This window comes from Colwellia psychrerythraea, from assembly GCF_000764225.1.
Classification (GTDB): Bacteria; Pseudomonadota; Gammaproteobacteria; order Enterobacterales; family Alteromonadaceae; genus Colwellia; species Colwellia psychrerythraea_D.
The window spans coordinates 300,916-327,312 of record NZ_JQED01000003.1 but is presented as its reverse complement, the minus strand read 5'-3'; the positions used below and the strand labels follow the sequence as shown (position 1 = coordinate 327,312).

Below are 26,397 nucleotides of genomic sequence, written 5' to 3'. Positions count from 1 at the left end.
AAAAGTTTCTAAAATATAAAAGGTTATAAAAATGTCCAACATAGCAATTCTAGCCGGTGATGGTATCGGCCCAGAAGTCATGGTTGAAGCTAAAAAAGTGTTAAACACAGTAGCGAGCAAGTTTGATTTTGAGATAACAACACAAGATTACGATATAGGTGGTGCAGCCATTGATAATCATGGTAATGCTTTACCTGATTCAACTATGGCTGGCTGTGAAGCAAGCGATGCTATTTTATTTGGTAGCGTTGGCGGCCCTAAATGGGCAAATTTACCACCAACAGAACAGCCAGAGCGTTGTGCCTTATTAGGTTTGCGTAGTCGATTCGACTTATTTTGCAACATGCGCCCAGCAACATTACAACCTTCATTATCTTCGTTATCTACTTTGCGTAGTGATATTTCAGAGCAAGGTTTTGATGTGTTAGTTATCCGAGAATTAACCGGCGATATCTATTTTGGCGAACCAAAAGGACGAAGAGGTGAAGGCGAAGAGGAAACTGGTTTCGACTCCATGTTTTATTCACGTCGTGAAATCAAACGTATCAGCCACCTTGCTTTTCAAGCAGCGCAAAAGCGTAATAATAAGGTAACCTCTGTTGATAAAGCCAATGTATTAGCAACCAGTCAATTATGGCGTCAAGTGGTCGAAGAAGTTGCTGTAGAGTACCCTGATGTTGAATTAGAGCATCTTTATGTCGATAACGCTGCTATGCAATTAGTTCGCGATCCTAACCAATTTGATGTAATGCTTTGCCCTAACCTATTTGGTGATATTTTATCGGATATTTGCGCCATGATCACTGGCTCAATGGGTCTACTCCCTTCTGCGAGCTTAAACAGTGACGGTTTTGGTATGTACGAACCTGCAGGTGGCAGTGCTCCTGATATTGCAGGGATGGGTATTGCTAATCCTATTGCTCAAATATTATCGACTGCATTATTATTGCGTTATAGCCTAAATCAAGACGCTGCGGCAAAAGCCATTGAAGACGCCGTATCAAATGCACTTGATAACGGTATATTAACTGCTGATTTATTACCTGCCAACGAACGTGAAAATGCAAAATCAACCAGTGAAGTGGGTGATTATATCTGTAAACAAATTGAGAGCGTATAAAATGACAATTTCTACCCCGAAAACCATGTATGAGAAATTATGGCAAAGCCACTTGGTTGAAGCAGCTGAAGGTGAAACGCCATTATTATATGTGGATCGACATCTAATTCATGAAGTGACTTCGCCACAAGCTTTTGCAAATTTACGCTTTCATAAGCGCCCAGTACGTCATCCTGAACGTACTATTGCAACGATGGATCATAATATTTCAACCCGTTCAATTAAAATTGATGCTGCTGGTGAAGGTGCTGCTAATCAACTACGTGCATTAGGCATAAACTGTAAAGAATTTGGCATTGAGCTATTTGATATGGGCCACAAGAATCAGGGTATTGCCCATGTTATTGGGCCGGAATTAGGGCTAACTTTACCTGGTACTATCATTGTTTGTGGTGACTCACATACAGCGACACATGGCGCTTTCGGCGCGCTTGCTTTTGGTATTGGTACGTCTGAAGTAGAACATGTATTTGCTACCCAGACTTTACGTCAAAACAAAGCAAAAACGATGAAAATTGAAGTTAAAGGTCATGTTGGCGCAGGCATTAGCGCAAAAGATATTATCTTAGCAATTATCGGTAAAACGGGTAGTGCTGGTGCAACAGGTTATGTAGTTGAGTACTGTGGTGAAGCTATCGAAGCGTTAAGCATGGAAGAGCGCATGACAGTATGTAACATGAGTATCGAATTTGGCGCAAAAGCAGGTTTAATAGCACCGGATCAAACCACTTTTGATTACGTGGAAGGCAAAGAATACGCACCAAAAGGTGAAATATTTAAGCAAGCTGTTGTTGATTGGACGAACCTAAAATCAGATGATGATGCCACTTTTGATGCGGTATTAACGTTAAATGCGAAAGACATCAAAGCGCAAGTGACTTGGGGTACTAACCCAGGACAAGTGATCAGTGTCGATGGTATTGTACCTTCACCGGAAGACTTTAGTGATCCCATTGAAAAAGAATCGTGTGTTAGTGCTCTTAACTATATGGGGCTAACGGCGGGTACCAAAATGACTGATATCCAAGTGAATAAAGTCTTTATTGGTTCTTGTACTAATTCACGTATAGAAGATTTGCGCGCCGCTGCCGGTATTGTTCAACAGTTTCAAGGTCAGCGAGTTGTCGACAATGTAGATGCCATCATAGTACCTGGTTCATATCGAGTAAAAGAGCAAGCAGAAAGCGAAGGTTTAGATAAAATATTCACCGAAGCTGGTTTTGAATGGCGCTTACCTGGTTGTTCAATGTGCTTAGGCATGAATGACGATGTACTTGAAGAGGGTGATCGCTGTGCATCAACGAGTAACCGTAACTTTGAAGGTCGCCAAGGCCGTGGCAGTCGCACTCACTTAGTGAGCCCTGAAATGGCGGCAGCAGCAGCAATAACGGGTCACTTCGTAGACTTAAATGCGTAACAGCCTATAACCTTATTGAGGAATTGAACATGGAAAAATTTAATACACATACAGGTTTGGTTGTACCATTAGATGTTGCAAACGTCGATACCGATCAGATCATCCCTAAACAATTTTTACAAAAAACTGAGCGTATTGGCTTTGGTGTGCATTTATTTCACGACAGTCGTTATTTAGATCACGAAGGTACGCAAGTTAACCCTGAATTTATTATCAACAAGCCCGAATATAAAGATGCTAGTATTTTACTCGCTCGTGAAAACTTTGGCTGTGGATCATCTCGTGAACACGCACCATGGGCATTACAAGAATACGGATTTAAAGTGATACTTTCATCAAGCTTCGCTGATATTTTTTATGGTAATTGTATCAATATAGGCATTTTACCCATTAAGCTTAGTGAAGATGAAATTGACCAATTATTCAAACTATCACCTAATGCTCAACTAACACTGAAGGTAGACTTACCTAATAACATCATTACTTGTGGAGAATTATCGTTTAAATTTAGTTTAAACGAATTTCAACAATATAGCTTAGAAAATGGGGTTGATAGTGTCGGTTGGACGTTAAATAAACTTGATACCATCAAAGCCTTTGAAGAAAAAATGCCTGCTTGGCAATAAGCTAAACCGTGATTTAATACAGACATATCATTAAGTCCATAAGAATAATAGAATAGCCTAGCCGAGTAACTACTTAGCTAGGCTTTTTATTTCCACTAAGACATAATGAAGGTAATAGAAAAAGCTACCAATTAGTCAATGCAGGTAAACTGAATTTTTCACCTCGAAAAGAAAGAATGACTTGTTGCGGTAATATTTTCTCTACAATCAAATCATCAGCTATGTGGTCACCTTCATAGCGATCTCGACCATTTACATTGACCCAGCCCTGGCCATCAGAAGCATAAATGTGTTGTTCAAATTGCAAACTTGGTAAAGCATTTTGTAGCTGTTGCGGCATTTGAGTCAGTGACTTAAATGCAACCTCTTCATTAGAATTGATAGGTAAGTCATATGTATTAGGGTTATTGTCTACTCTAGCACCTTTTGACTGGCTGCCAGAGGTATTTTCTGCGCTGGTTTCATCTATTGCCGCTTGAAAACGCGCTAATAAATCACTAGAAACACCTTCAACTTCGTTAAGCTTATAGTTACTACCTTGCTTACTTTCATCAGGCGAGTTACTTTTTTCACCACTAACTAACAGAGTTTCCTCCTTCTTTGACTCGTTAGTTTTATTGTCAACTGCTTGGGAAATATTTAATTCACTGTCGGCTTTGACCTTATGCAGTTTTTCAACCTTAACACGTGAGATAGTAGAGGGTGAGTGCTCTGTGCTTACATTAGGTGTTTTATCGTGGATATCAATTTCAACTTGTTCTGATTGCGCCTTCTGATCATCTGATAGTCTTTTATCATTTTTTACGATAACCTTTGCCAACTCAGTACCAATCGGCTGTGCTTCAGTCTTGCTTACATCTTCCTGGTTACTCTTTGCCAAATTTTCCTTAACAGGAGTTTGCCCCCACCAAAAACCAGCTAAAGCAAAGAAAGCAGCGACACTCAATATCGTAGAAAACATCAAAATATTATTGTAATGAAAACGACTTTCTTTTCTTGTTACCTCCTCTCCTAATGCACGTTCGCCTGCCGCAATGACAGTTTTCTTATTAACAACACTGTCATTTTGATTATAAGCCAGCATCAATGCGCTATGGCACAATAAATTAATTAGCCTTGGCACACCTTGAGATAATTGGTGAACTTTACTTAATGCCCCTTTATCAAAAAGTGGTCTTACACAATCGGCGACCGTTAAACGATGCTGGATATATTGTGCTAATTCTTGCTTAGTTAGCGGCATTAAGTGATATCTTGCCGTTATGCGTTGTGCTAATTGCCGTAAATCACGACGCTGCAATAATTGCTGTAATTCAGGTTGCCCTATCAATATTACCTGTAACAATTTTTTAGTATTGGTTTCTAAGTTAGTAAGTAAACGTAACTGTTCTAATACTTCGGGTTGTAAGTGTTGAGCTTCATCAATAATCAATAATGTATTGATATCATTTTCATGATTTTTCAGTAATTTTTCAGAAATTTTATCGGTTAAGGTTTTTAAGCTAGCTCCCGTTTTTCGGTGACGAATTTTTAACTGATCACATAAGGTAGCAAGTAACTCTTGGCAAGATAAAGTAGGGTTAAGAATAAAAGCAGCATGAGTATTTTCCGGTAATTGCTCCATTAAACAGCGGCTAATTGTCGTTTTACCTGTTCCTACTTCACCAGTTAATAGTGCAAAACCACCCACCTCACCTAAGCCATAAGTTAAATGTGACAAGGCTTCCTTGTGCCGATCACTCATAAATAAATATTTAGGATCAGGAGAAATTGAAAAAGGTAGTTCGCTTAATGAAAAAAAATTGCGGTACATGGTGTATCTGAACAAAGAAAAGAAGGTACAAAATTAACTGCTTGCATGCTAGATGTCAAAGAGTAACTAAATTTAGAGTAATTGCGCAACATTTAATTGCAAATAAAAACAATTATCATTAAGATGTGGTCAGTTAATTTCTTACCCCAAATACTTAGAAGGAATACATGGTGTTAAAAACATCTATTACGCTATTGGCACTTATTATAAGCGGCCAAGCAGTCAGCCAAGAAAACCTATCTGCAACAAATGCAATGCAAACAAGCTCTGCCGAAAAAGATATTGAGCGCATTATCGTTACCGGTAGTCGTATTGCAGAAAATATTGATGAAGTCCCTGCTTCCATCACCATAATCAGCCAAAAACAAATTGCCGCGCAGCTGAAGGTTTCCTCAGAAATCCAAAGTTTATTGGCAAACCTTGTTCCAGGCATGGCACCTAGTACTGGATCATCAAGTAATTCAGGACAAACTCTTCGCGGACGCTCTCCATTAGTAATGATTGATGGCGTTCCACAATCGACGCCATTACGTAATGGTTCTTTAGGCATTAGAACACTCGATGCCAGTGTTATTGAACGTATTGAAGTCATTAAAGGAGCGACCTCTATTTACGGTAATGGTGCTGCAGGTGGTATCATCAATTACATCACTAAAAAAGCAAATAGTGATAAGAAGCTAAGCGGTCATGCCAGTATATCTAGTCGCTTTAGTGCGGTAGAAACTGAAGATTCAATTGGGCAACGCTTTGAAGGAGGCATTAATGGCGAAATAAATAACTTCGATTATGTTCTTAATGCTAGTTACGAAGAAAATGGCTTACAACGCGATGCAGACGGTGATATTTTAGGTTTAAAATACGGTTTATCAGATGCTGTGATGCAAGATTACTTTGCTAAAGTAGGATATCATTTTGACGATGAAAAATCGTTACAGTTCACCTATAACTATTATCAATCTAAACAAGATGTCGACTTAATCGATCAAGTTGGCAATATCAATACAGGTGAAAAAACGCAAGCTATCCCATTAACTGAAGGCCAAGTCGTCTTAGGAGAGCCACAAGGTCCAAGTAACCATAATATGATGCTTAAATACGTAGATGATGAAATATTTAAGCAAACACAGTTGATGGTAGATCTTTACAGTCAAGAAGTAGACAATACTTTCTTTTACTCGCCAGTACTTGCTAATCCAGATGCAGGTTATGCCGGTGGGCAATCATTAATAAATTCAGAAAAAAAAGGCCTGCGGGTAACCTTTAATTCACTAGTTGATTTCAGCTTTGATAACGGTGACTCACTTGAAGCCACCTTCATTTACGGCATAGACGCACTGAATGATGTTACTTCACAATCTATGGTAGACGGCAGAGTTTGGGTACCAGAAATGGATATGGAAAATCTCGCTGGTTTCTTACAAACCAAGTTGATTTATAATGATGACCTCGTTATTAAATTAGGTATCAGACAAGAAGACATTGATTTAACAGTGAATGATTACAGTACCCTTAAGTTATGCAAAAGCGCTGAGCAATGTTCTGTTCCAGTCGATGTCACAGGAGACACACTAAATTATAAAGCGACCACCTATAATATTGGAATAAAATATAATGCGCTGCCATTATTTAGTCCTTTTGTTAGCTATTCACAAGGCGCTGATATCTCTGACACTGGCCGCTTATTACGCACAGCAACCGTAACCGATATTTCTCTTATTCGTACTGAAGCGTCAATTATTGATAATTATGAACTAGGTTTCAGCTCTGATTTTGAACAAGTGCACTTTGAATTTGCCACATATTTTAGTACCTCTGAGTTAGGAACAACCAATAAATTCAATGAAACTACTGGTGTTTATATGCCTGTACGAGCACCACAAGAAATTTATGGCTATGAAGCGTTAATTAATTATGACATTAACGATGCTTGGGCAGTTAATGCTACTTATAGCTGGGTAGAAGGCAAAAATACGGAAGCTGATGTTTATTTAGGGGCGAAACAAATCAGTCCACCAAAAGCGACAGTCAATGTAAACTGGAACCCTAATAGTGATATCAGTGTAGCTATCAATTATTTATACGTTGGCGATCGCAAACGATTTGAACCTGTTGATGGAAAATATGTAGGAGATCAAGGTCCTATTGATAGTTATCAGGTAGTTAACTTAAGTGGCAATTATAACTTCGCGGATGATTGGTCAGCCTTTGTTGGCGTCGAAAATTTATTTAACCAAGATTATTATCCGACAAAATCGCAAGGTTACACCTACGGTGGTTACAACATCAAAGGTCTAGGAACCACGGTAAATATGGGGGTTAACTATCAATTCTAATGGTTAATTCTAACTATTTGTAACGTTGGGCATGGTAGCCACTCCAGCTGCTATGCCAAACGGACTATCCCTGAACTTATGCTTATCTTATGATACACTTTATTTAACATTCACTTCATTTTGGTCGTACTTTGTTAATCAGCAAACCTGAAATTAAAAATAGCCAACTTAACAGTTACTTAGTCGGTGGAGCTGTGCGCGACAAGCTACTCAATCGTCCGATAAAAGATGAAGATTATTTAGTGGTTGGTGCCAGTGTTGAGCAAATGTTAAAGCTCGGTTACCAGCAAGTAGGTAAAGATTTCCCTGTTTTTTTACACCCGAAAACCAAAGCGGAATATGCCTTAGCTCGTACCGAGCGCAAACAAGGCCAAGGTTATACCGGTTTTAGCTGCTACTTCGCTCCAGATGTTACTCTAGAGCAAGATTTACTCAGGCGCGATCTAACCGTCAATGCCATGGCAATGGACCAAAATGGTGAGATAATTGATCCTTACAACGGCCAACGCGATCTTAATGACCGTATTTTACGCCATGTCAGCGACGCATTTATTGAAGATCCTTTACGAGTTCTTCGCGTCGCACGTTTTGCAGCACGTTATTATAAATATGGTTTTACCATTGCCGATGAAACACTTAACTTAATGCAAGAAATTAGCGCCAGTGGCGAGCTCAAATGTTTAACACCTGAGCGAGTTTGGCAAGAAATGCAATTAAGCTTAGCTGACGGCGGTGCTAATTCAGACATTCATACAGGCAACCCTGAAGTCTTTTTTGAAGTACTGCAACAATGTAATGCCTTAGAAGAATTATGGCCTGAACTTGCTGTTTTGTGGGGCATCCCAAACCCCGCCCTTTGGCACCCTGAAATTTGTAGTGGCATACATACCATGATGGTATTACAACAAGCGGTTTTGTTAACACAAGCCATACCTGTTGAACAAAGTGATCATAGAACGGCAGTACGTTTTGCTGCTCTGTGTCACGATTTGGGGAAAGGTATTACTCCTGATAAATTATGGCCTAGCCATAAAGGCCATGAAAAATCAGGTTTACCCTTAGTTGAACGTATCTGTAGACAGTTAAAAATACCTTCCCATTACAAACAACTTGCTTTGAAAGTTTGCGAATTTCACTTGCATAGTCATAAAGCTTTTGAACTAAAAGCCAGTACATTATTAAAAATGTTTAATCAACTTGATATTTGGCGAAAACCAGAAGAGTTCGACTTATTTTTAATGGCCTGTAAGGCTGATTTTTTAGGTCGTTTAGGTTTTGAAAACCGTGTTTATCCACAAGAGCAATATTTGCAATCCGCAGTTAAAGCAGCCAGAGCAGTGACCGCCCAACCCTTTGTTGAAAAAGGTTTACAAGGCCTAGCGATAAAAGAAGCAATGGCAACAGAAAGGCTTAACGTCATTGCAAAAATTAAAGCTGATTCTGCGTATTTAAACCCCGCTGATCAAGAATAGAATATGACTTCGATAAAACCCCTTTGTTGTTTGACGATAACGCTCGCTGAACAACATATACAAAGCTGTTCCAGCTAATTCACAGTCAAAAAATTGTATAAAATACAAACAACAATTTATTGCAGGACATTTACAAAGGACAACAACTAACTAGCACCCGTTTAATTATTATATTTAGAGCAAGTTAACTAAATAAGGTGATTAATATGACAGTGCAAATACAGTCTTCAAATAACTCCTCATCCGCTTTCATCACGGCGACTATTAAACCAAGTTGGCGTCAATCAGAATTTTATCAAAATTATAATGAACATTTAACTCCTGAACAAAAGAACACGTTACAGCAAGATGCTGATGACAAAATAGCTGCGCAAGTTGAAAAGGTAAAATCAAATTACCAAACAGCCAAAGATATTGACTTAATGCAGTCATACTATCAGCAACAGCAAAAACTTTTTGACGTCTACTTACAGACCAGTACCGATGACAGTGCTGCAACAGTGGAGAGTCCATCTGTTGCCAATAGTAGTGCGGTATCAACATTAACAGCTACCTATGCTGAATTATATCAATTACACCAGACGATAAAAGAAGGTGTCGGTCAACTACCTCGAGTTAGTGCAGCTAACCAAGGGAATGAAACAGAGCTAGGAAACTCAGTTATCCATACAAATGAAGCTATCCAGAGTACTGCTAGTCAATCATTAACCAATAAACAGCTTGATGCTTATAACAGCCTGATGATGCCAAGTACAGCTTCTTATGTTCACCTAAGTGCTTAGCAAATTGCATTTCTTTTGCACTTTGCAATAAAAATGCAATCAGTAAGACCTAATGCTTGATCGCTTTTAACAGGTTCAATTCGAGTAATAAACACTGTGGTAGCCATAACCAGAGGGTTAACGCCAAAACATAAGCAATATTGATATCAAAATAGAGTCCGATCAGACTAGATAAGTAGATTACAACCCGATTTCCGTATAATAAGTAATTCCGTTTCTTTTCAATAGTCATAATGCTCACCTTTAATATGAAGCACAAACATAGCTAACCATAAGTATGACGATGAATTGCTTGATTAACTTTAATGTGCTGTTTGTTTAACCTTGCCATTCAATAAACTGCATTTTTTAAGCCAGTTCACATATTAAATTTGGTTAACATACTAAGGTCATTTAAGTTCTGGTTTTTCTATCGTTCTAAAAGTGAGGTTTATCCGAGGCGCTGAGATTTTTTTAGTCGGGGGTAAGCGGTGTAACCAATGCTGTTGTGTAGTGCCTTTCATTACTAATAAACTGCCGGGTTTAAGTTGTAAGGAAATAACTTCTTTTGAGAGTTTATGCTTAAAAGCAAATTTTCGCTCAGCGCCAAAGCTGAGTGAGGCAATTGCCCCTTGCTCTTTCAAATCAGCCTCACCATCACTGTGCCAAGCCATGCCTTCTTCACCTGAGTGGTAAAGGTTTAGCAGGCATGAGTTATAAGTTTCATTGCTATATTGTTCAACCAGTTTTTTAAGCGTGAGTAACTCAGGAGTAAAGGGTATAGAGTATTTGGTAACTCCTGAATAACGATAGGCAAACGGTTTACCGTCAATTGTATCTGCGCACCAGGCAACTTTTCTTTTCGTTTCGATGATCTTACCAAACACTAACGCTTGATCATGGCGCCAAGCAATAGTATTAAACAGCCGCTCAAAGTAATAATTGCTATCACTATCAGGCATGATCTCGCCGTAGTAATTAACCTCACCGTCTTTTGGTAAAATGTTAATCGGCTCATCGAGCAAAGAAGAAAATAAATCCATCATTATAAGTTATCGACTATGGTTTACTTACCTATTACCCCAAGGGTTTGCGGACGTTGAAGCAGCTGCGCGCTCACGGGTTTTCTTCGCTTGCTTCATTCGTAATTCTTCAGCATCATCAAGGCTCAACGCTTTCGGTGGCCTTTGCTCTAGTCCTGAAGGTACAATGCGGTCACGGGGTGGCAATTCAAAGTTAGCATCATCTGCTTTAGGTAAGCTGTGATATTGATACATATAAAATGCTTCAACCTTTTCTTGTGCCCACGAGGTCTTTTTCAAAAACTTTATACTCGAGGCAATGCTAGGGTTTTGTTTGAAACAATTTAGGTTCATATAAGCGGCTAAGATTTCAAAACCATAATGATCAACTAAGGTGGTTAATACTGTTTCTAGGCTTGTGCCATGTAGTGGGTTATTTTTATAAATGTCTTTATTGATCATGATTATTCCTAAACGGCTTAAACTGGCAATTGTGCTATGGATAAATAACAGCGAATAGACTAATTATACCATTTGCCAGAGTGATGTCATGGTTAATCCCTTTTAGGATAAATAAAAAAGCCCCTTGATTACTTTCTCAAGTAAGACAAGGGGCTTATATTTTCTGCTTAAGTAACTAAGTCATAGTTATTACAATCTATTGCTTAGTAGCATTCACTTCTGCATCGGCATTATCAAGTGCTAGTTTATAACCAAAAGAAACATGGTGATAACGAGCGCTTGAGTAATCGTCATGTATTGCAAAGCCGAAGTTATATACCTTACCAGCTTCAATACTCACATCACCGGCTTTGTCAGATTTAAGCTTACGCTTAACTATTACTGACCAAGTACCATTTTTAAGTGAAGCTTCAACAACTGCGCCCATGCCTTTATGCATATCACGTTCTGCTAAAATTTGACCATCTTCTACTTCTTTGGTGCCTGATTTATAGCGAACAACATCCATAAATAGATTAGACTTCTGCGCTGCATCAATTTCACTTTGATCTTTTAGTTTATCCCAACCACCGAGTGCTTTACCGCCACGACCTTTAAGTTCTAACTTAGTTCGGGTTTCTTTAAGGTATTTAGTAACACCTGTACCTGAACCTGTATCGAATTTAAGGCGTTTAGCTAAATCACTGCCTTTCAGCGTATCTGCATCTGGTCCAAACGGCATAGAGTTAGCATCCGCATGACACGTGCCCCAACAACCTGCTCTGTCGGCATATTCAACATCATCAGTTGCCAGCATAAAGGCGAGTTTCATTGGATTTTCTGGGTCCATTTTCCCACCATCAACAAATGGTACTGCGGCATGTTCACCTTCTGGCCAGCTAAATCTCAAGTAAAGGTTTTCACTATCATGCGTTGCATCAATAGTTACATCAAAGCTACCACGTTTACCTGGAATAACATTTGGCTCTAGGTCTTTTTCACTTTCCCCTGAAACAATGTTGTTGCCAATGTCAGCGATTTCTTCACCGTGACACTCAATACAACGGTCACCTTTAGTAAAGGCACGTTTACCACCATGTTTACGGCCTAATATCCATTCAATAGATGCTGTACCAGGGTAAAATACGCCAATATCTATAGATTTTGACTTACCCCAGTCCACATTGATATTACTTGCAGTAGGTGCAGATTTAGCCTTAGCTGTAACCTTTCCTTTAGCAGCTCCTGCATTTGCTAATGCTTGAGCAACTGCGTCAGAAATTTTTTGCTCATTTTTAGCTTTTTCTGCCATTTTTTCTGCTTTTAGTGCAGCTTTTTCGGCTGCTTCTTTAGCTTCAACACGTGCTAAGCCGTCAATATAAGCTTGTGGCACTTCACGGATATAAGCAGGGTTTGGTGCTTCAATTCTTTCAAGCTCTTCTTCAGAAAGTTTATCGCGAACATCAGTGTGAGCAATACCTTTATGACAATCAATACAAGTTTGTCCTGTTTCAAAAGCATTCATATGCTGTTTACGTGCACGTGGCTTTTGGAATTCAGGGTTCATTGACTCAAAGTTATGACAGTTACGACATTCTCTTGAGTCAGTCGATTTCATTGCATGCCAAACACTTTGCGCTAATTCGAATCGATGTTCATTAAATTTTTCAGGGGTGTCTATTTTACCTGTTAACCAGAAAAACACCTCGCGAGAGGCCTGAATTTTACGAACCATTTTATGTATCCAAGGCTTTGGAACATGACAATCTGGACAACCAGCTCTTACCCCTGTTCGGTTTGTATAATGAATAGTTGGCGCATATTCTTTGTAAACATTGTCTTTCATTTCATGACAACCGATACAAAACTCTGTGGTATTAGTCGCTTCCATGGCGGTATTAAAACCACCCCAAAAAACAATACCCACAACAAAAAAGATAACTGCACCCGAAACAGTGGTGCCCCAAATGAGTCTACGTGACCAAAAACTTGGTTTAAAAAAGATGTTATTTGCCATACTTACCTCTAGGTAACAGACGACTTTTGATAAAAATTATTAGCTTAACTTCGACAAATCAACTAAAAATTCAGCTCTCTTCCCTGCGTTAGCTAGGGAGGTTTTCTTACCGTAATTTCTTATTATTCAAATCACAGTACGTTAAGGCGTAATAAGATCATCACCACCCTTTTTATTTTCACTAACGTTTGTTGTTTTTAAGTAATGAAAATAAAAAGGGCATGGCATCAGCCATGCCTTTAACTATTGAATCAGTAAACGTATTAACTGTTCAGCTATAGGCTGTATCGCTCTATTTAAAGGAAAGAGTACCGAGTTGACGATAGTCAATGAGTACTCTTGATGCCTAAATTGGACGATACAGCAACAAGCTGAATAAGTTAATTAGGTTTTGTGGTTCATACGGTTATAAACGTTGAACTTACCAGTTGGCGTAGTTAAACCTTTAATGCGATATAACTCTTTAAGTGATTTCGCATCGTATACTACGATTTCACCAGTAGGGTTTTTAGCATCTTTACGGTTCCAAACAGATACCCAAACTTCGCTACCATCGTTGTTGAATTCCATGTGAAGCGCTGCTTTACCTGGCTCAGTTGTTACACGGATTGTTTTAACAATTTCACGCGTTTTCTTATCGAAAACTTGTACAGATTGTTGAATTTCTGGCTCAGGATGCTTAAGTTGATCAGCCCAAACGTATTGTGAAGTTTCGTGAGTACGGATAAATGCACCAGCACCATCAGTTTCAACTTCATAACACATTTTCCATGCGTTATCTGGGTGACCAATTGGATCATTACCCCAAACAGATACTAAACCAGTACCTAAGTGAGTAGTACCGCCAACAGGACCACATTTTTCATCAATCCAGTTAGCGCCTGGACCAGGATGAGGAAGTGAATCAACATCAATTTGTGCTTCTAGCTTACCTGTTTCAGTATCAACGATAACCATCTTGTTTGATGCGTTAGCAGCAATTTGGAAGTAACGACCTGATGGATCGTAGAAACCATCATGTAAGAATTCAGAAGATGCAATGCTAGTAATCGTTAAGTTATCTAAATCTGAGTAATCAACTTGCAACATTTGACCTGTTTCTTTAACAGCAACAGTAAATTCAGATTTATTAGGCGAAGTGTAAACTGCAGCTACACGTGCTTCCTTAACGTACTCACCTTTTGTGTTGTAACCACGAGTAGTAACAACTTTAAGTGGGTTTAACGTAACAGCGTCCATGATAACGAAATGCGCAGGCCAGTAACCACCAGCAATTACATATTTACCGTCACCAGAAACTGCGATGTCACGTGCGTCATATGCCATTTTAGTTTCAGCAACTAACATTTTTTCAGGTGTTTGCCATAAATCGATTTTGTTAACTTTACCGTCACGACCAATGGTGTACCAGAAACGACCAACATCTTTTGCATGATCAATTTTATGATGCTCTGTACCTTTGATTACATGTACAGCGTAACCTGTATCAATATGAGCAATAACTTTCTTAGTATCGCCATCAACAATCGCCGCTGTACCTGCATCACGTTCGATTACAACAAAGAAGTTTTTCCAGTTTAAACCATGTAATGGCTTAGTTGGGTAATCTTTCGGAGCTACAAACTCTTTAGTGTGAGAACGCATTTGCTCTAAAGACATTTCCGGTGGAACTGGAGGAGTCATTTGAATGAAGGTTGCTAAGTTAGCAATTTCTTTTTTGCTGAATAAATCATCAAAGTTGTTCATGCCGCCTTCAGTACCTAGAGAAATGATTTTCTCTAAACGCTTCTGACCTTTTTTAAGCATGTTTTTCGGCTCAAGGTTTTTACCCGTTGCACCTTTACGTAAAACACCATGACAACCAGCACAACGTTGGAAGTAATGTAATTGAGCTTTTTCAAAATCAGCTTCAGATAACGTTGGCTCTGCAGCTGATACTGACATACTAACACCAGTAGCAGCCATGCCTATAGCTAAACCAAGTGCTGAAAGACCATATTTTACTTTTTTCATTGGGTACTCTCCAGATATTAAAAATTCTTTAATTATTAAAGGCGTTAAACAAGTTAACTAACCATGTTTTACCTATGCTTAACTTTTTAGTCGTATTCATTTAGTTGATTGGAGCTAGTTTGAGCCAATCGACTGAAATCCTGATAAAAAAGGCATCTTCAGGAAATTTTGTTTACACACTACGGTGTAAAAAGTTGATGCGTCATTTATGTAACTAAATATTACTATCAGCACTATCAGCTATATCCACTTTTGAAAATGTGATTCAGATCAAGTTTAAAAAAAAATAACTTTTAAAGAATAAACAAATTGATCGAGGTCAATAAATTGCGCTTTGAATTATAAAATAACTACTTGTTCATCAGCATTAAGCGCTACTATTCAGCCAACGTTATTAATCATTTAACCATATTTTTTTTAGGGGTATTTCATGGAGAATCGCACTAAGTCATTTATTTATGCGGCTATCATCGGCTTAATTATTGTTGCCATCTTTTTAGGTTTTTTATCAAGTATGACGAACCCCATTTCTTGGATCCTCATAGCAGTGCTAATCCTTATTCCTGTACTTTACAAGAAAAAGTCTAATCCTAATCAAGTGCAATGGCGTGAAGAGTACAGCGTTGGTATCGCCCACATTGATGATGATCATAAAAAGCTCATCAGCTTATTAAATAATTTCAGTATCGCTTATGACTACGCGATGAGTGAATCTTTTGAAAAAGAAGCATTGAACGAATTAATTAGCTATACCAAGTATCATTTTGAGCGTGAAGAAAAAATGATGGAAGAGAATGATTACCCTGATTTAATTGCCCACAAAGCGCAGCATAAAGTGATGATTGAACAAGTTGAAAAATTTGTACAACTATACAATGAAAAAGGACATGATGCGCTCGAGGAAATTGCAAGTTTCTTATCGGATTGGTTGATAAATCATATCAATGGTACCGATAAACAGTATTCTGAACACCTACACAATAAAGGCATTTATTAACACTTAATTACAGATACATACAGATGAACACACAAAAGAGCTTCCTAGAAGCTCTTTTTTTTAGTAAAAGTCAACTCGCTCAAAATGAGCAAAAACCAAGCAAATATTCGTATAAATTCGAATAAAATGATTTAAATCAAAAAAGCCCCGCACTTCCTCATCAAAGTATGATCTTTGACAAAAAACTAATCCCCTAGCCGTTATAAGGTTAAGCCAACTTAATAAAGCATAGTGGAAATAAAATGAGTCCTAATAAAATTACCTTAACCGGCTTAGCTTTCGCTACTTATTTATTCAGTCTTATTCTTGTAACAACAGCTGCTTATGCAAATGAAATCACCAGTGATGAAGTGTTATCTCAAGCACGTAAAGATGAGCTTAACCATACGGTAAAACAAGATTGTGGTTCTTGCCATGGCATGACCTTAAAAGGCGGCTTGGGACCCGCTTTGTTACCAGAAAACCTTGAAGGTAAATCAATACTGTTTTTACAACATACTATTTTGCATGGCCGAGCTGGTACCGCAATGCCACCATGGAAAACACTGTTAACCGAACAAGAAGCCTTTTGGATTTCCCAACAATTAAAAGCGGGAAAAATAACAGACAAGTGAATCAAGTAGTCAAGACAGAATATTTACTGAATATAGAAGCAAAGACTATTAGCAATAATATAGCACCATGAAAGGATAACTGATGAACACACCCTTATTAAAATTAGCAAGCGTGGCAATACTATCTAGCGTGATTGCCGCTTGCGCAAGTTACACTCCAAATGAAGTAAGCCAAATACCAGTTCGCGCCACAGGAGATATGGGTGTTGTTATTGAACGCGCCACAGGTCAAGTGCAAATTGTTAATCATAGCCACCAAGAAGTATTAGCAGAAATAGATGGTTTAGGTGATTTATCTCACGCATCGATTGTGTATTCACGTGATCAACGCTATGCCTATGTGTTTGGACGTGATGGTGGATTAACTAAAATAGACATCCTAAAAGATAAAATAGCTAAACGCATATTACAGTCTGGCAACAGTATTGGTGGTGCTATTAGCCAAGATGGCAAGTTAGTTGCGGTATCAAACTATACCCCTGGTGGCGTAAAAGTATTTAACAGTGAAACCCTTGAACTCGTTGCTACAATCGACAGTTCTGTTTTAACGACTAAACCAAAAAATAAAGATGGCAGCCCAGTTCGATCGAAAGTTGTTGGTTTGGTAGATGCGCCAAACAACAAGTTTGTTTTTAGCTTATTTGATAGCCATGAAATCTGGATTGCTGACTTTTCAACAATTGAGCAAGACAAAGCCCCAAAATTGACCAAGTTTTCTGATATTGGTTTATTCCCCTATGACGCTTTAATCAGCCCTGATGGTCGCTACTACATTGCAGGTTTATTCGGTGAAGATGGTATGGCGCTTGTTGATTTATGGCACCTAGAAAAAGGTGTAAAACGCATTTTACCTAATTACGGCAAAGGTCAGCAGAAATTACCCGTTTATAAAATGCCGCATTTAGAAGGCTGGGCAATTGCCGGCGACTACGCTTTTATGCCTGCAGTCGGTCAACATAAAGTATTAGTGGTAAATACCAAAACATGGGAGCAAGTCACCGCAATTCCTGCGCATAGCCAACCAATATTTGTCATGGCACAACCTGACAACCGACAAATCTGGGTCAACTTTGCTCACCCTGACAACAATACCATTCAAGTATTTAATACCGAAACATTTGAGTTAGTAAAAACCTTAACACCGGGTCCTGCTGTTTTACATATGGAGTTTACGCCGCGTGGCGAGCATGTATGGATGTCAGTGCGAGATAACAACGAAATTCAAATATACGATACCAAAACACAAACATTACAAAAAACACTTAAATCATCAAGCCCGAGTGGTATTTTCTTCACCAATCGCGCACACCAAATAGGCTTGTAACTATGACTAAAAGCATGACTAAAGACACCGCTATTATTTCACAACTACAGCAAGACATTATCAATAATAGCCAAAAAGGGTTTCCACTTACCAGTAAGCCTTATAAAACGATTGCTGAACAACTTGCACAAGTAAATATTGTCGCAAGTGAGCAAGAAGTATTTGATGCGATAGATGATCTTAATAAGCAAGAAGTACTTTCTCGTGTTGGGCCAGTCTTTGATCACAAAAAAGCAGGTGCCAGCACATTAGCGGCCCTTGCTGTGCCAGAAAAAGATCTAGATAAAGTTGCAGGTATTGTTAACCAATTTGATCAAGTGAACCATAACTACGGCAGAGAGCATAGTTATAACCTTTGGTTCGTGGTCACAGCTAGCGATATGGTGGCGCTGAAAAGTACGATAGTAAATATTGAATTACTTACTGGTTTACCTGTTTTAGTCTTGCCAATGGAAGCTTCATATCATATTGATTTAGCATTCAGTATCAATGTTACTGGGGTAGAAAGCCCTTTTCACAGTCAAGAGAATAAACAGTTAAAGCAGTCGAGTAAAATTTCAGGAAGCAACGATGACGTGATCAACCTGAACAATTATGAAAAAGCAGCCTTACGTGGCGCAATTGAAAAAGGCCTACCTACAGCTTTATCTCCTTATCAAGTTATTGCAAAGCAACTTGCATTGACCGAACAGCAAGTGATGATGCAAATAGCTAATTGGCAAGAAGATGGTTTGATCCGCCGCTTTGGATTAGTGATTAAACATAGGAAACTTGGCTATGACGCTAATGCCATGGTTGTGTGGAATATTCCTAATGACGACATGGATAAAGTAGCTCAGAAATTAGCTAAGTGTGCACCCGTTTCATTATGTTATCAGAGACCGCGTCGCTTACCTGATTGGCCATATAATTTATTTTGCATGATTCATGGAACCGATAGAAACTTAGTTTTACAGCAAATACGTCAAATTACCGAACAACTTGGTCTAGAGTCAATTGAAAAAGATGTGCTGTTTAGCTTTAAAGCTTATAAACAGCATGGGGCCCGTTACAGCAAAGCAAAAATTAGCAAAATCAACGCCAGCAAAAAAGACAATAGCAACGAAATAAAAAAACAAGGACAAGCCCATGGATAACAGCAGCAGTCCATCTAAGACAGCAAATTTGAGCAAGAGCCGAAAATGCCAAACCGTTGAACTTTCGGCGCTAGAGAAGCAATTAATCAACCTATTGCAGCATGGCTTACCTGTTTGTGAACGCCCTTTTGCACAAATTGCCAAAGAAATATCAAGTACCGAACAAGACGTAATAGCATGTTTAACCAAGTTACGCAGTGAAAAAGTACTAACCCGCTTTGGTCCTATGTTTGATGCGGCCAGTTTAGGTGGCGCTTTTACCTTAGCCGCTTTAGCCGTACCTGAAGCTGACTTTGATTTTGTAACTGAGCAAGTTAATAGTTTTGAGCAAATTGCCCATAACTACCGCCGTGATCATGATTTTAATATGTGGTTTGTAATCGCTACAGAGTCAACTGAAGAAATTGAGAAAGTTGTACAAGCTATTGAAAGTAAAACGGGATTAAAAGTGCTAAACGTACCCAAATTAAAAGAATTCTATGTGAGTCTATATCTGCCTGTTTAACCAAGCCATTTATTGAGAAATTAATGGTTAAAACATTTGCAGCAACAGCAGCTTATTTAAATATCACATTCAAAAGAGTCTACATTATGTCATCAATCACTCAAGAACAAGACAAACTGACCGATCAAGAAAGACAATATATTTTATTGACACAAAACGGCTTACCTATCATCCAAGAGCCATATCACGCCATTGCAGAACAAATGAACATCAGTGTTGAACAAGTGCTTTCCCTCACTAAAAGCATGCAAGAGCGCGGTATTATTAGGCGCATAGCCGCAGTGCCAAACCACTATAAATTAGGTTATCAATTTAATGGTATGACCGTATGGGATATTGATGATGAACAAGCTGAAAAGTTTGGTGATGCTGTTGGCCAATTACCTTTTGTAAGCCATTGTTATTTAAGACCTCGGTTTTTGCCTGAATGGAATTACAATTTGTTTGCTATGGTGCATGGAAAAACAGAGGAGTCAATCGCCAAGTATCGGGGCCAGATCAAAGAATTGTTAAAAGAAGTCTTGGTCACCCGCAACCATGATTCAAGTCAAAACATTATTACCAAAAGTAATGATATGTTAACCAGCACAGCAATACTGAAAAAAACAGGTTTACGATTAAAGAAGTAAATTAATCAAACCGAGAGCAAAGCCTTAGGGCAAGGTATGTAATACCAAGTCTATTAAGTTATTTCCCGCACAGCGAGAATTAAAAGGCTTAGAGGCAAGGCTTTAATTAAAGGTAATGGTTTTTCCCTTATCAAAATGAAAAACGCAGCATATAAGCATTTTAAACTCGCCCTTGGGGAGCTTATTAGCAAACTGATTACTTCGCAAAATTGGTAAAATATAGAGTAACTATATTTAATCAATTTCACTTGTTCTAAGCTCGCTAATAGTAGCTCTGAGCTGGGAATAAATTTAATAGAATTGGTATAAGATTATGTTTAGAATTTCACAGTTATTAAAAACACTTCATGATGATATGGCTGAATTTAAGCCAGTAAAAGCGGCTAGAAAGATGCCCGGTCCTGTAGTTATCTGGAATCTCATCCGCCGTTGTAACTTACGCTGCAAGCATTGTTATGCCACTTCTTTAGACATTGATTTTAAAGATGAATTAACTACTGAACAAGTTAAAGCCACCATTGATGATTTAAAAGTTGCTCACGTACCTGTGTTAATTCTTTCAGGTGGTGAACCTCTAATGCGCCCTGACATCTATGAAATTACCGCTTACGCTAAAGAAAAAGGCTTTTACGTTGCTCTATCAACCAATGGCACTTTAATTGATGAGTCAAATATCGACAAAATAAAAGCATCTGACTATCAATATGTAGGTATCAGTATTGATGGTTTAGAAGAATTCCACGATGAATTCCGCCGTCAAAAAGGCAGTTTTAAAACCTCAATGCACGCCATTAAATTGTGTAAAGAAGCGGGAATAAAAATTGGCATGCGTCTTTGCTTAACGAAAGACAATAATAAAGACCTACCCGCAATGCTCGATTTAATGGAAGAAAACAAAGTTGATAAATTCTATTTATCTCACTTAAATTATTCAGGTCGAGGAAAACGTAACGCTGAAAATGACGCTATGTTCAAGATGACCAAAGATGCCATGGAGTTACTATTTGAACGGGCATGGTCACATATCAGCCAAGGAATAGAAACTGACTTCGTAACGGGGAATAACGATGCTGACGGTCCCTTTTTATTAAAATGGGCTACCAAACACTTTGGTGATAGTCACCCCGAATGTATTGCCAATTTAAAGCAACGCTTAATCAATTGGGGCGGCAATGCCAGTGGCGTTAATGTGGCAAATATCGATAACACCGGCACTATTCATCCTGATACTTATTGGTGGAATCACCCCATTGGTAATGTAAAAACTGAAAAGTTTTCTGATGTGTGGAAAAACACCCAAGATCCATTAATGCTTGGTTTTAGAGAAAGTCCTCGACCAGTGAAAGGCCGTTGTGGCGAATGTGATTATTTAAATATTTGTGGTGGTAACACTCGAACGCGTGCTTTTGCTCAATCGGGTGATGCATGGGCTGAAGATCCTGGTTGTTATTTAAATGATGATGAAATTGGTTTTGTTCCACCACCATCAAAATTTGCCGATGAGTTAACCAACAAAGAAAACCCGATTCAATTTGTTGAAGTATAAAAGTAATAAGAAAATTTTAAGCACATTGATACAGAACAAACGAATTATTAATGACACGACACTAATTAAGCAACGGAGCCCCTCTTGAAGTGGGCTCAATAGCAATAAGGCGAGAGCATGAACACACCATCAACAAATCAGTTAAACAGCCTAGGCTCAACAGATAACGATAAGATATCAGCAAGAGGAAAATCAGTATTAAACCAAGGAGAAGTAGCCTTAGTAGGCTCTGGTCCAGGAGATGCTGAATTACTAACAATTCGTGCTATGCGCTTTATTGAGCAAGCTGAAATTGCAATTTATGACCGTTTAGTCAGTGATGAAATATTAGCGTTACTGCCTGATAATTGCGAACGATTTTATGTCGGTAAAGAGCAAGCTAAACATTGCGTCCCCCAAGATAAGATAAATGAAATTTTAGTACACGAAGCGCGTTTAGGTAAAAAAGTATTACGCCTAAAAGGCGGCGACCCATTCATTTTTGGTCGTGGTGGTGAAGAAGCAGAATACATGCTGCAACATGGCGTTAGCTGTCATATCTGTCCCGGAATTACAGCTGCTTCAGGTTGCACAACCTATGCAGGTATTCCATTAACACATCGTGGTGTTGCACAAGGCTGTACCTTCATAACAGGTCATATTCAAAACAATGGCCAACTTAACTTGCCTTGGCAAAGCTTAAGCTGTCCAACACAAACTGTTGTGTTTTATATGGGCATTAACACTTTACCTAAAATTGCTGAAAAATTAGTAGAGCATGGCCGTGATATCAATACACCAGCAGCATTAATTCGCAAAGGCACACAACCTGAGCAAAAAACATATCGCGGCACTATCGGTAACTTGGCTGAGCTTGTTGAAAAACACAACATTACCCCACCAACACTTATCGTTATTGGTGATGTAGTTAATCAACTCACAGAACAACAATTGAAAACACCAGGTTTTTTAGATGCCAATGACTATGTTCAACCTGTTACGGTAAAAATAGCTTAAGCACAACTAACGATACTGCCAGCTAACAGTCGTCATTTCAGAGGTTATCGCTCGAACGTGGTATGGATGCTATTTATTAGACAATAAACACGGTACAGGAAGTATCTTATTAGATAATGCAGGAAAATTTCCTCGTCGATATTGTCTTTCAAACATTGCTCGAGTATTGGTGCCTCATTATATGCATTGTGAGGCTGACGACTAAATATCTGAATACAAAAGGTTACCCCATGACTAAACTCCCTTTTTTACTGTCTATTTCTGCCGTACTCCTGTGCAGTTCTTTTGCTGGCAATACGGCACCTACAAAAAAGACAACTATGTCAGCCACTGAAATAGTGGCGGCAAAAAAACTTTATCAAGACAATTGTCAAAGCTGTCATGGTGTAGATAGATTAGGTGCTATGGGGCCGGCCCTATTACCAGAAAACCTTGCTCGCTTTCGCAAAAATAAAGCGATTAAGGTTATCAATACTGGTCGTGCTGCTACCCAAATGCCAGCTTTCAATAAAACGTTAACTGAGTCTGAGATTGCCAGCTTAGCAAATTATATTTATACGCCTTCAAAGGCCTCTTTAAAATGGACGGCTTCTGATATTAGTGCGTCAAAAGTACAGCACTTTGATCAAAGTAAACTGCCTAATGAAGCACAATTTGATGCTGACTTAATGAATTTATTTATCGTGGTTGAATTAGGTGATCACAGCGCGAGCTTATTAAACGGTGATACTTTTGAGCGCTTAGATCGCTTTAAAACCCGTTTCGCTTTACACGGTGGACCTAAATACTCACCTGATGGTCGTTTTGTTTTTTTTGCCTCACGTGATGGCTGGATCAGTAAATACGACATATACAACCGCAAAACCGTCAGTGAAGTGCGCGCAGCCATTAATACCCGAAATATCGCTATCTCAAGTAACGGAAAGTACTTAATTGTTGGCAACTACCTGCCTAATAATGTTGTGATACTCAATACTTCTGACTTATCACCATTAAAAGTGATTGATGCTAAAGACAGCGATGGTAACAGTTCACGCGTTAGTGCCGTTTATAATGCACCACCTCGTCATAGCTTTATTGTCGCCTTAAAAGATGTAAAAGAAGTATGGGAAATTCCTTACAGTGATGCAGGTGGCGTTGAAGTTTATAAAGGTTGGGCGCATGACTATAGAGTAGAAGCGAAAGCGGAAGGTTGGCAGGCCGACTTATCTAAAGAAGATGAGCAATTTCCCGTTCGTCGCATTAAAACCGATGATTACTTGAATGACTTTTTCTTCGACCCTGATTATATCAATTTAATTGGTACTGCACGTAACAGCCACAATGGTCAAGTGATCAACCTAGACACTAAAAAGAAAATAGCCTCGATTGGCTTAACTGGCATGCCGCATTTAGGCTCTGGCATCACCTGGAATTATCAAGATAAAGAAGTGTTTGCCTCCCCTAATATCAAAGAAGGTAAAATTACTGTTATTGATATGGAAAACTGGAACATCATTAAAGAAATTAAGACCGAAGGCCCTGGTTTCTTTATGCGTAGTCACAGCAAGTCACGTTATGCATGGACTGATGTTTTCTTTGGCCCAAATAACGACAAAGTGCATGTTATTGATAAGAGCACATTGAAAATAGTGAAAACCTTATCACCATCTCCGGGTAAAAATGCCGCTCATGTTGAGTTTACCAAAGATGGTAAATTCGTATTGTTAAGCGTATGGGATATGGAAGGTGAACTGATCGTCTACGATGCTGAGACATTGGACATAGTAAAACGAATGCCAATGAAGAAACCGTCAGGCAAATACAATGTGTACAACAAAATTAATTATGAACGCGGTACAAGTCATTAATAGTGCCTAGTTCATAAGTAACTCGCTAGTTAACAGCCTGTAACGTTATACGTCACAGGCTTTTTTTTACCTGTCAAAGTCTTTTCCGATAAAGGATCTAGTGTGTAAAGTTACTGGAGATATTGTTACTATATTGAAATTAGTTTACTCATGGCTGGTTCTTATTTAACTAATCCTTATAAATAGTAAAGCTTAGTCATCATGAACAAATAAACGATCACTAAAAACCTCTTAAACACCACTAAATCATAAAAAGGCCAGCCATTAATGTTATCCACTTTTTTTAAAACAAGACCTATCATTGATGAAACAAGCAAAGAATGGATTTTTGATACCTTTGCCTGGTGCGTAGAGCAACTTGATGGCGAGTTTTTCAAAGAAAAAAGTGAATTAATATTACCCAATAATTCGTTTTATCCCGGGAGTGCCAGCAGCGTAGAAGAAATGGCTGATAAGATTTTTTCTAATACCCTCAATTACACTGGCATGACATCATGGCCATTACACCTTGTGCCTGCCGAGAGTTTTATGCAAAAAGCGATGCCACAGTTATCTGTTAAATCAAGATTGCGCGGTGAAACTGCAAAGGTAAGCACTGTAGCCAATGCGCAGGCGAGCTCTGATACAAATTCGACTATCAGATATAAAATGGAGGGTGAAACGCTAGCACCTTCAATGCCATCGTCAATACAAGCAGAACCTACAATAGATATTGCTTTTCATCCAAGTCAGCTTAATCAACCGCAAGATTTAATTGCCTATTTAGTGCAAGTACAGGCAGGTATTTTAGTTAACCAGCATGGCATACTGCCTCCTGGCGGCGAAGAAGTATTACCGCAGACAATAGATTTGGTTGCCTGTTTTATGGGCTTTGGGGTGATTTTTGCAAATACTGCCTATCAATTTAAAGGCGGTTGTGGCTCGTGCAACAATCGAAACCTCAACCGACAACCAGCGCTGCCTGAGTTAGAAACGGTGTATGCTTTAGCCTTATTTTGCGTAATCAAAGAAGTTGATGTAAAGCCAGTAAAAAAAGCACTAAAACCTCATCTAGGCAAGGCCTTTCGCCAAGCCCATAAGGAAATTTCATTGTATTTACCGCAATCCACTAACCCTAATCATGCACGATTGATCACAGGCTAATGTTAGCTAGCATGTTTTAATAAATTTCGAGCAAGTTATCAACTAATTTAGCCGTTTGAATTCTGTGATGTTTAAGGTAAATTAGTCGTTAAACTGTCACCGCATTAATTCGATTGTCATCAAAAAAATGCGCTATTCACTTAAACGGAGTTAATGTGAAACCACAGGTTGGCGTTATATTTTTAGTGCTAGCAGCCCTAATCGCCATGGGAACAGCAGCTGCACATTTATCTTGTATCTATTTGGGCCCAGAGTGTTATGCCGCTCAAATGGCTCCTCCACTGATTGTAGAGTCAGCCATTAATGGCACCTATTTAGCACCTATAGGAACTATCTTTGCCTCGGGTATTTTTGTTGTGTTAGGCCTCTATGCCTTATCAGCTGCGGGTTTTACCGGCATATTGTTAGATAAACTGCCACTGGTAAACTATGCAATATATACCATAGCAACACTTTGCATTATTCGTGGTGTATTGCCATTACAACTCTGGCTTCGTCACCCAGAAAAAATAAGCGAGAGTATTTTATATGTCGGTATTGTTTGGCTAATTACAGGGTTATTATATTTAGTCGGCTATCGAATATGCTCTACTAAACCTACGTCAATTTTATCGGTATAACA

Annotated in this window: 22 protein-coding genes; 17 read left to right on the top strand and 5 right to left on the bottom strand. The window is 38.7% G+C overall.

Annotation, left to right across the window (positions count from 1 at the left end):
- The first annotated feature begins 31 nt into the window (after positions 1-31).
- Genes leuB through leuD form a run of 3 tightly spaced genes read left to right on the top strand, consistent with a single transcriptional unit; the run spans position 32 to position 3,163 of the window.
- Positions 32-1,120: a 3-isopropylmalate dehydrogenase gene (gene leuB / locus ND2E_RS19755; RefSeq protein ID WP_033092056.1), complete on the top strand. Its 1,089-nt coding sequence runs from the start codon at positions 32-34 to the stop codon at positions 1,118-1,120.
- A gap of 1 nt (position 1,121) precedes the next feature.
- A complete protein-coding gene (gene leuC, locus ND2E_RS19760) occupies positions 1,122-2,537 on the top strand; it encodes a 3-isopropylmalate dehydratase large subunit (RefSeq protein ID WP_033092055.1) in 1,416 nt (471 codons plus the stop codon).
- A gap of 29 nt (positions 2,538-2,566) precedes the next feature.
- Positions 2,567-3,163: a 3-isopropylmalate dehydratase small subunit gene (gene leuD / locus ND2E_RS19765; protein ID WP_033092054.1), complete on the top strand. Its 597-nt coding sequence runs from the start codon at positions 2,567-2,569 to the stop codon at positions 3,161-3,163.
- A gap of 124 nt (positions 3,164-3,287) precedes the next feature.
- Here leuD and ND2E_RS19770 read toward each other — a convergent pair whose 3' ends face one another.
- Entirely contained in the window at positions 3,288-4,976 is a 1,689-nt protein-coding gene (locus ND2E_RS19770; RefSeq protein ID WP_033092053.1) for an AAA family ATPase, read from the bottom strand.
- A gap of 170 nt (positions 4,977-5,146) precedes the next feature.
- On the opposite strand from ND2E_RS19770, the gene ND2E_RS19775 reads away from it, so the two are divergent.
- From ND2E_RS19775 to ND2E_RS19785, 3 genes are all read left to right on the top strand, one after another.
- Entirely contained in the window at positions 5,147-7,309 is a 2,163-nt protein-coding gene (locus tag ND2E_RS19775; RefSeq protein WP_033092215.1) for a TonB-dependent receptor, read from the top strand.
- Between the two features lie 137 nt (positions 7,310-7,446).
- Positions 7,447-8,781 carry a multifunctional CCA addition/repair protein gene (locus tag ND2E_RS19780; RefSeq protein ID WP_455549940.1) on the top strand — a complete coding sequence of 445 codons (1,335 nt, stop codon included), beginning with the start codon at positions 7,447-7,449 and terminating at the stop codon, positions 8,779-8,781.
- Positions 8,782-8,987: 206 nt separating this feature from the next.
- Entirely contained in the window at positions 8,988-9,563 is a 576-nt protein-coding gene (locus tag ND2E_RS19785) for a hypothetical protein (RefSeq protein ID WP_033092052.1), read from the top strand.
- Positions 9,564-9,952: 389 nt separating this feature from the next.
- Here ND2E_RS19785 and ND2E_RS19790 read toward each other — a convergent pair whose 3' ends face one another.
- The 4 genes from ND2E_RS19790 to ND2E_RS19805 all read right to left on the bottom strand — a co-directional run bounded on the left by ND2E_RS19790 (position 9,953) and on the right by ND2E_RS19805 (position 15,035).
- A complete protein-coding gene (locus tag ND2E_RS19790) occupies positions 9,953-10,588 on the bottom strand; it encodes an alpha-ketoglutarate-dependent dioxygenase AlkB family protein (RefSeq protein WP_223303502.1) in 636 nt (211 codons plus the stop codon).
- Positions 10,589-10,612: 24 nt separating this feature from the next.
- A complete protein-coding gene (locus ND2E_RS19795) occupies positions 10,613-11,026 on the bottom strand; it encodes a VF530 family protein (protein ID WP_033092050.1) in 414 nt (137 codons plus the stop codon).
- 196 nt (positions 11,027-11,222) lie between these two features.
- Entirely contained in the window at positions 11,223-13,022 is a 1,800-nt protein-coding gene (locus tag ND2E_RS19800; protein ID WP_033092049.1) for a NapC/NirT family cytochrome c, read from the bottom strand.
- A gap of 384 nt (positions 13,023-13,406) precedes the next feature.
- The gene (locus ND2E_RS19805) at positions 13,407-15,035 is read right to left on the bottom strand and encodes a cytochrome D1 domain-containing protein (RefSeq protein ID WP_033092048.1); all 1,629 of its coding nucleotides are present in this window, start codon (positions 15,033-15,035) and stop codon (positions 13,407-13,409) included.
- Between the two features lie 430 nt (positions 15,036-15,465).
- Here ND2E_RS19805 and ND2E_RS19810 point away from each other — a divergent pair, with 430 nt between their 5' ends.
- The 11 genes from ND2E_RS19810 to ND2E_RS19860 all read left to right on the top strand — a co-directional run bounded on the left by ND2E_RS19810 (position 15,466) and on the right by ND2E_RS19860 (position 26,395).
- The gene (locus ND2E_RS19810; RefSeq protein WP_033092047.1) at positions 15,466-16,032 is read left to right on the top strand and encodes a bacteriohemerythrin; all 567 of its coding nucleotides are present in this window, start codon (positions 15,466-15,468) and stop codon (positions 16,030-16,032) included.
- Between the two features lie 242 nt (positions 16,033-16,274).
- A complete protein-coding gene (locus ND2E_RS19815) occupies positions 16,275-16,646 on the top strand; it encodes a c-type cytochrome (RefSeq protein ID WP_052056178.1) in 372 nt (123 codons plus the stop codon).
- An 82-nt stretch (positions 16,647-16,728) separates the two neighbouring features.
- Positions 16,729-17,970 carry a cytochrome D1 domain-containing protein gene (locus tag ND2E_RS19820; protein WP_033092046.1) on the top strand — a complete coding sequence of 414 codons (1,242 nt, stop codon included), beginning with the start codon at positions 16,729-16,731 and terminating at the stop codon, positions 17,968-17,970.
- Between the two features lie 2 nt (positions 17,971-17,972).
- Complete coding sequence (ahbB, locus tag ND2E_RS19825; RefSeq protein WP_052056177.1) at positions 17,973-19,106, top strand: siroheme decarboxylase subunit beta; 1,134 nt, start codon at positions 17,973-17,975, stop codon at positions 19,104-19,106.
- Positions 19,099-19,611: an Lrp/AsnC family transcriptional regulator gene (locus ND2E_RS19830; RefSeq protein ID WP_033092045.1), complete on the top strand. Its 513-nt coding sequence runs from the start codon at positions 19,099-19,101 to the stop codon at positions 19,609-19,611. The genes ahbB (ND2E_RS19825) and ND2E_RS19830 overlap by 8 nt, the downstream gene beginning before the upstream one ends.
- An 86-nt stretch (positions 19,612-19,697) precedes the next feature.
- The gene (ahbB, locus tag ND2E_RS19835; protein ID WP_033092211.1) at positions 19,698-20,240 is read left to right on the top strand and encodes a siroheme decarboxylase subunit beta; all 543 of its coding nucleotides are present in this window, start codon (positions 19,698-19,700) and stop codon (positions 20,238-20,240) included.
- A gap of 313 nt (positions 20,241-20,553) precedes the next feature.
- Positions 20,554-21,786, top strand: a complete 1,233-nt coding sequence (gene nirJ, locus ND2E_RS19840; protein WP_033092044.1) for a heme d1 biosynthesis radical SAM protein NirJ — start codon at positions 20,554-20,556, stop codon at positions 21,784-21,786.
- A 117-nt stretch (positions 21,787-21,903) separates the two neighbouring features.
- The gene (gene cobA / locus ND2E_RS19845) at positions 21,904-22,782 is read left to right on the top strand and encodes a uroporphyrinogen-III C-methyltransferase (protein ID WP_150113688.1); all 879 of its coding nucleotides are present in this window, start codon (positions 21,904-21,906) and stop codon (positions 22,780-22,782) included.
- 230 nt (positions 22,783-23,012) lie between these two features.
- Entirely contained in the window at positions 23,013-24,632 is a 1,620-nt protein-coding gene (locus ND2E_RS19850; RefSeq protein ID WP_033092043.1) for a nitrite reductase, read from the top strand.
- Positions 24,633-24,899: 267 nt separating this feature from the next.
- Positions 24,900-25,775, top strand: coding sequence for a hypothetical protein (locus ND2E_RS19855; RefSeq protein ID WP_033092042.1), 876 nt, complete (start codon positions 24,900-24,902; stop codon positions 25,773-25,775).
- Positions 25,776-25,930: 155 nt separating this feature from the next.
- The gene (locus ND2E_RS19860; protein ID WP_033092041.1) at positions 25,931-26,395 is read left to right on the top strand and encodes a hypothetical protein; all 465 of its coding nucleotides are present in this window, start codon (positions 25,931-25,933) and stop codon (positions 26,393-26,395) included.
- The last annotated feature ends 2 nt before the right edge of the window (positions 26,396-26,397 follow it).

What these genes read in the sequence shown, in the direction of transcription:
- ahbB (WP_033092211.1), top strand. Translation starts at nt 19,698, where the DNA reads ATGTCATCAATCACTCAAGAACAAGACAAACTGACCGATCAAGAAAGA.
- ND2E_RS19830 (WP_033092045.1), top strand. Translation starts at nt 19,099, where the DNA reads ATGGATAACAGCAGCAGTCCATCTAAGACAGCAAATTTGAGCAAGAGC.
- ahbB (WP_052056177.1), top strand. Translation starts at nt 17,973, where the DNA reads ATGACTAAAAGCATGACTAAAGACACCGCTATTATTTCACAACTACAG.
- ND2E_RS19785 (WP_033092052.1), top strand. Translation starts at nt 8,988, where the DNA reads ATGACAGTGCAAATACAGTCTTCAAATAACTCCTCATCCGCTTTCATC.
- ND2E_RS19850 (WP_033092043.1), top strand. Translation starts at nt 23,013, where the DNA reads ATGACTAAACTCCCTTTTTTACTGTCTATTTCTGCCGTACTCCTGTGC.
- ND2E_RS19795 (WP_033092050.1), bottom strand. Translation starts at nt 11,026, where the DNA reads ATGATCAATAAAGACATTTATAAAAATAACCCACTACATGGCACAAGC.
- cobA (WP_150113688.1), top strand. Translation starts at nt 21,904, where the DNA reads ATGAACACACCATCAACAAATCAGTTAAACAGCCTAGGCTCAACAGAT.
- ND2E_RS19855 (WP_033092042.1), top strand. Translation starts at nt 24,900, where the DNA reads ATGTTATCCACTTTTTTTAAAACAAGACCTATCATTGATGAAACAAGC.
- leuB (WP_033092056.1), top strand. Translation starts at nt 32, where the DNA reads ATGTCCAACATAGCAATTCTAGCCGGTGATGGTATCGGCCCAGAAGTC.
- ND2E_RS19805 (WP_033092048.1), bottom strand. Translation starts at nt 15,035, where the DNA reads ATGAAAAAAGTAAAATATGGTCTTTCAGCACTTGGTTTAGCTATAGGC.
- leuD (WP_033092054.1), top strand. Translation starts at nt 2,567, where the DNA reads ATGGAAAAATTTAATACACATACAGGTTTGGTTGTACCATTAGATGTT.
- ND2E_RS19770 (WP_033092053.1), bottom strand. Translation starts at nt 4,976, where the DNA reads ATGTACCGCAATTTTTTTTCATTAAGCGAACTACCTTTTTCAATTTCT.
- ND2E_RS19790 (WP_223303502.1), bottom strand. Translation starts at nt 10,588, where the DNA reads ATGATGGATTTATTTTCTTCTTTGCTCGATGAGCCGATTAACATTTTA.
- nirJ (WP_033092044.1), top strand. Translation starts at nt 20,554, where the DNA reads ATGTTTAGAATTTCACAGTTATTAAAAACACTTCATGATGATATGGCT.
- ND2E_RS19810 (WP_033092047.1), top strand. Translation starts at nt 15,466, where the DNA reads ATGGAGAATCGCACTAAGTCATTTATTTATGCGGCTATCATCGGCTTA.
- leuC (WP_033092055.1), top strand. Translation starts at nt 1,122, where the DNA reads ATGACAATTTCTACCCCGAAAACCATGTATGAGAAATTATGGCAAAGC.
- ND2E_RS19820 (WP_033092046.1), top strand. Translation starts at nt 16,729, where the DNA reads ATGAACACACCCTTATTAAAATTAGCAAGCGTGGCAATACTATCTAGC.
- ND2E_RS19800 (WP_033092049.1), bottom strand. Translation starts at nt 13,022, where the DNA reads ATGGCAAATAACATCTTTTTTAAACCAAGTTTTTGGTCACGTAGACTC.
- ND2E_RS19815 (WP_052056178.1), top strand. Translation starts at nt 16,275, where the DNA reads ATGAGTCCTAATAAAATTACCTTAACCGGCTTAGCTTTCGCTACTTAT.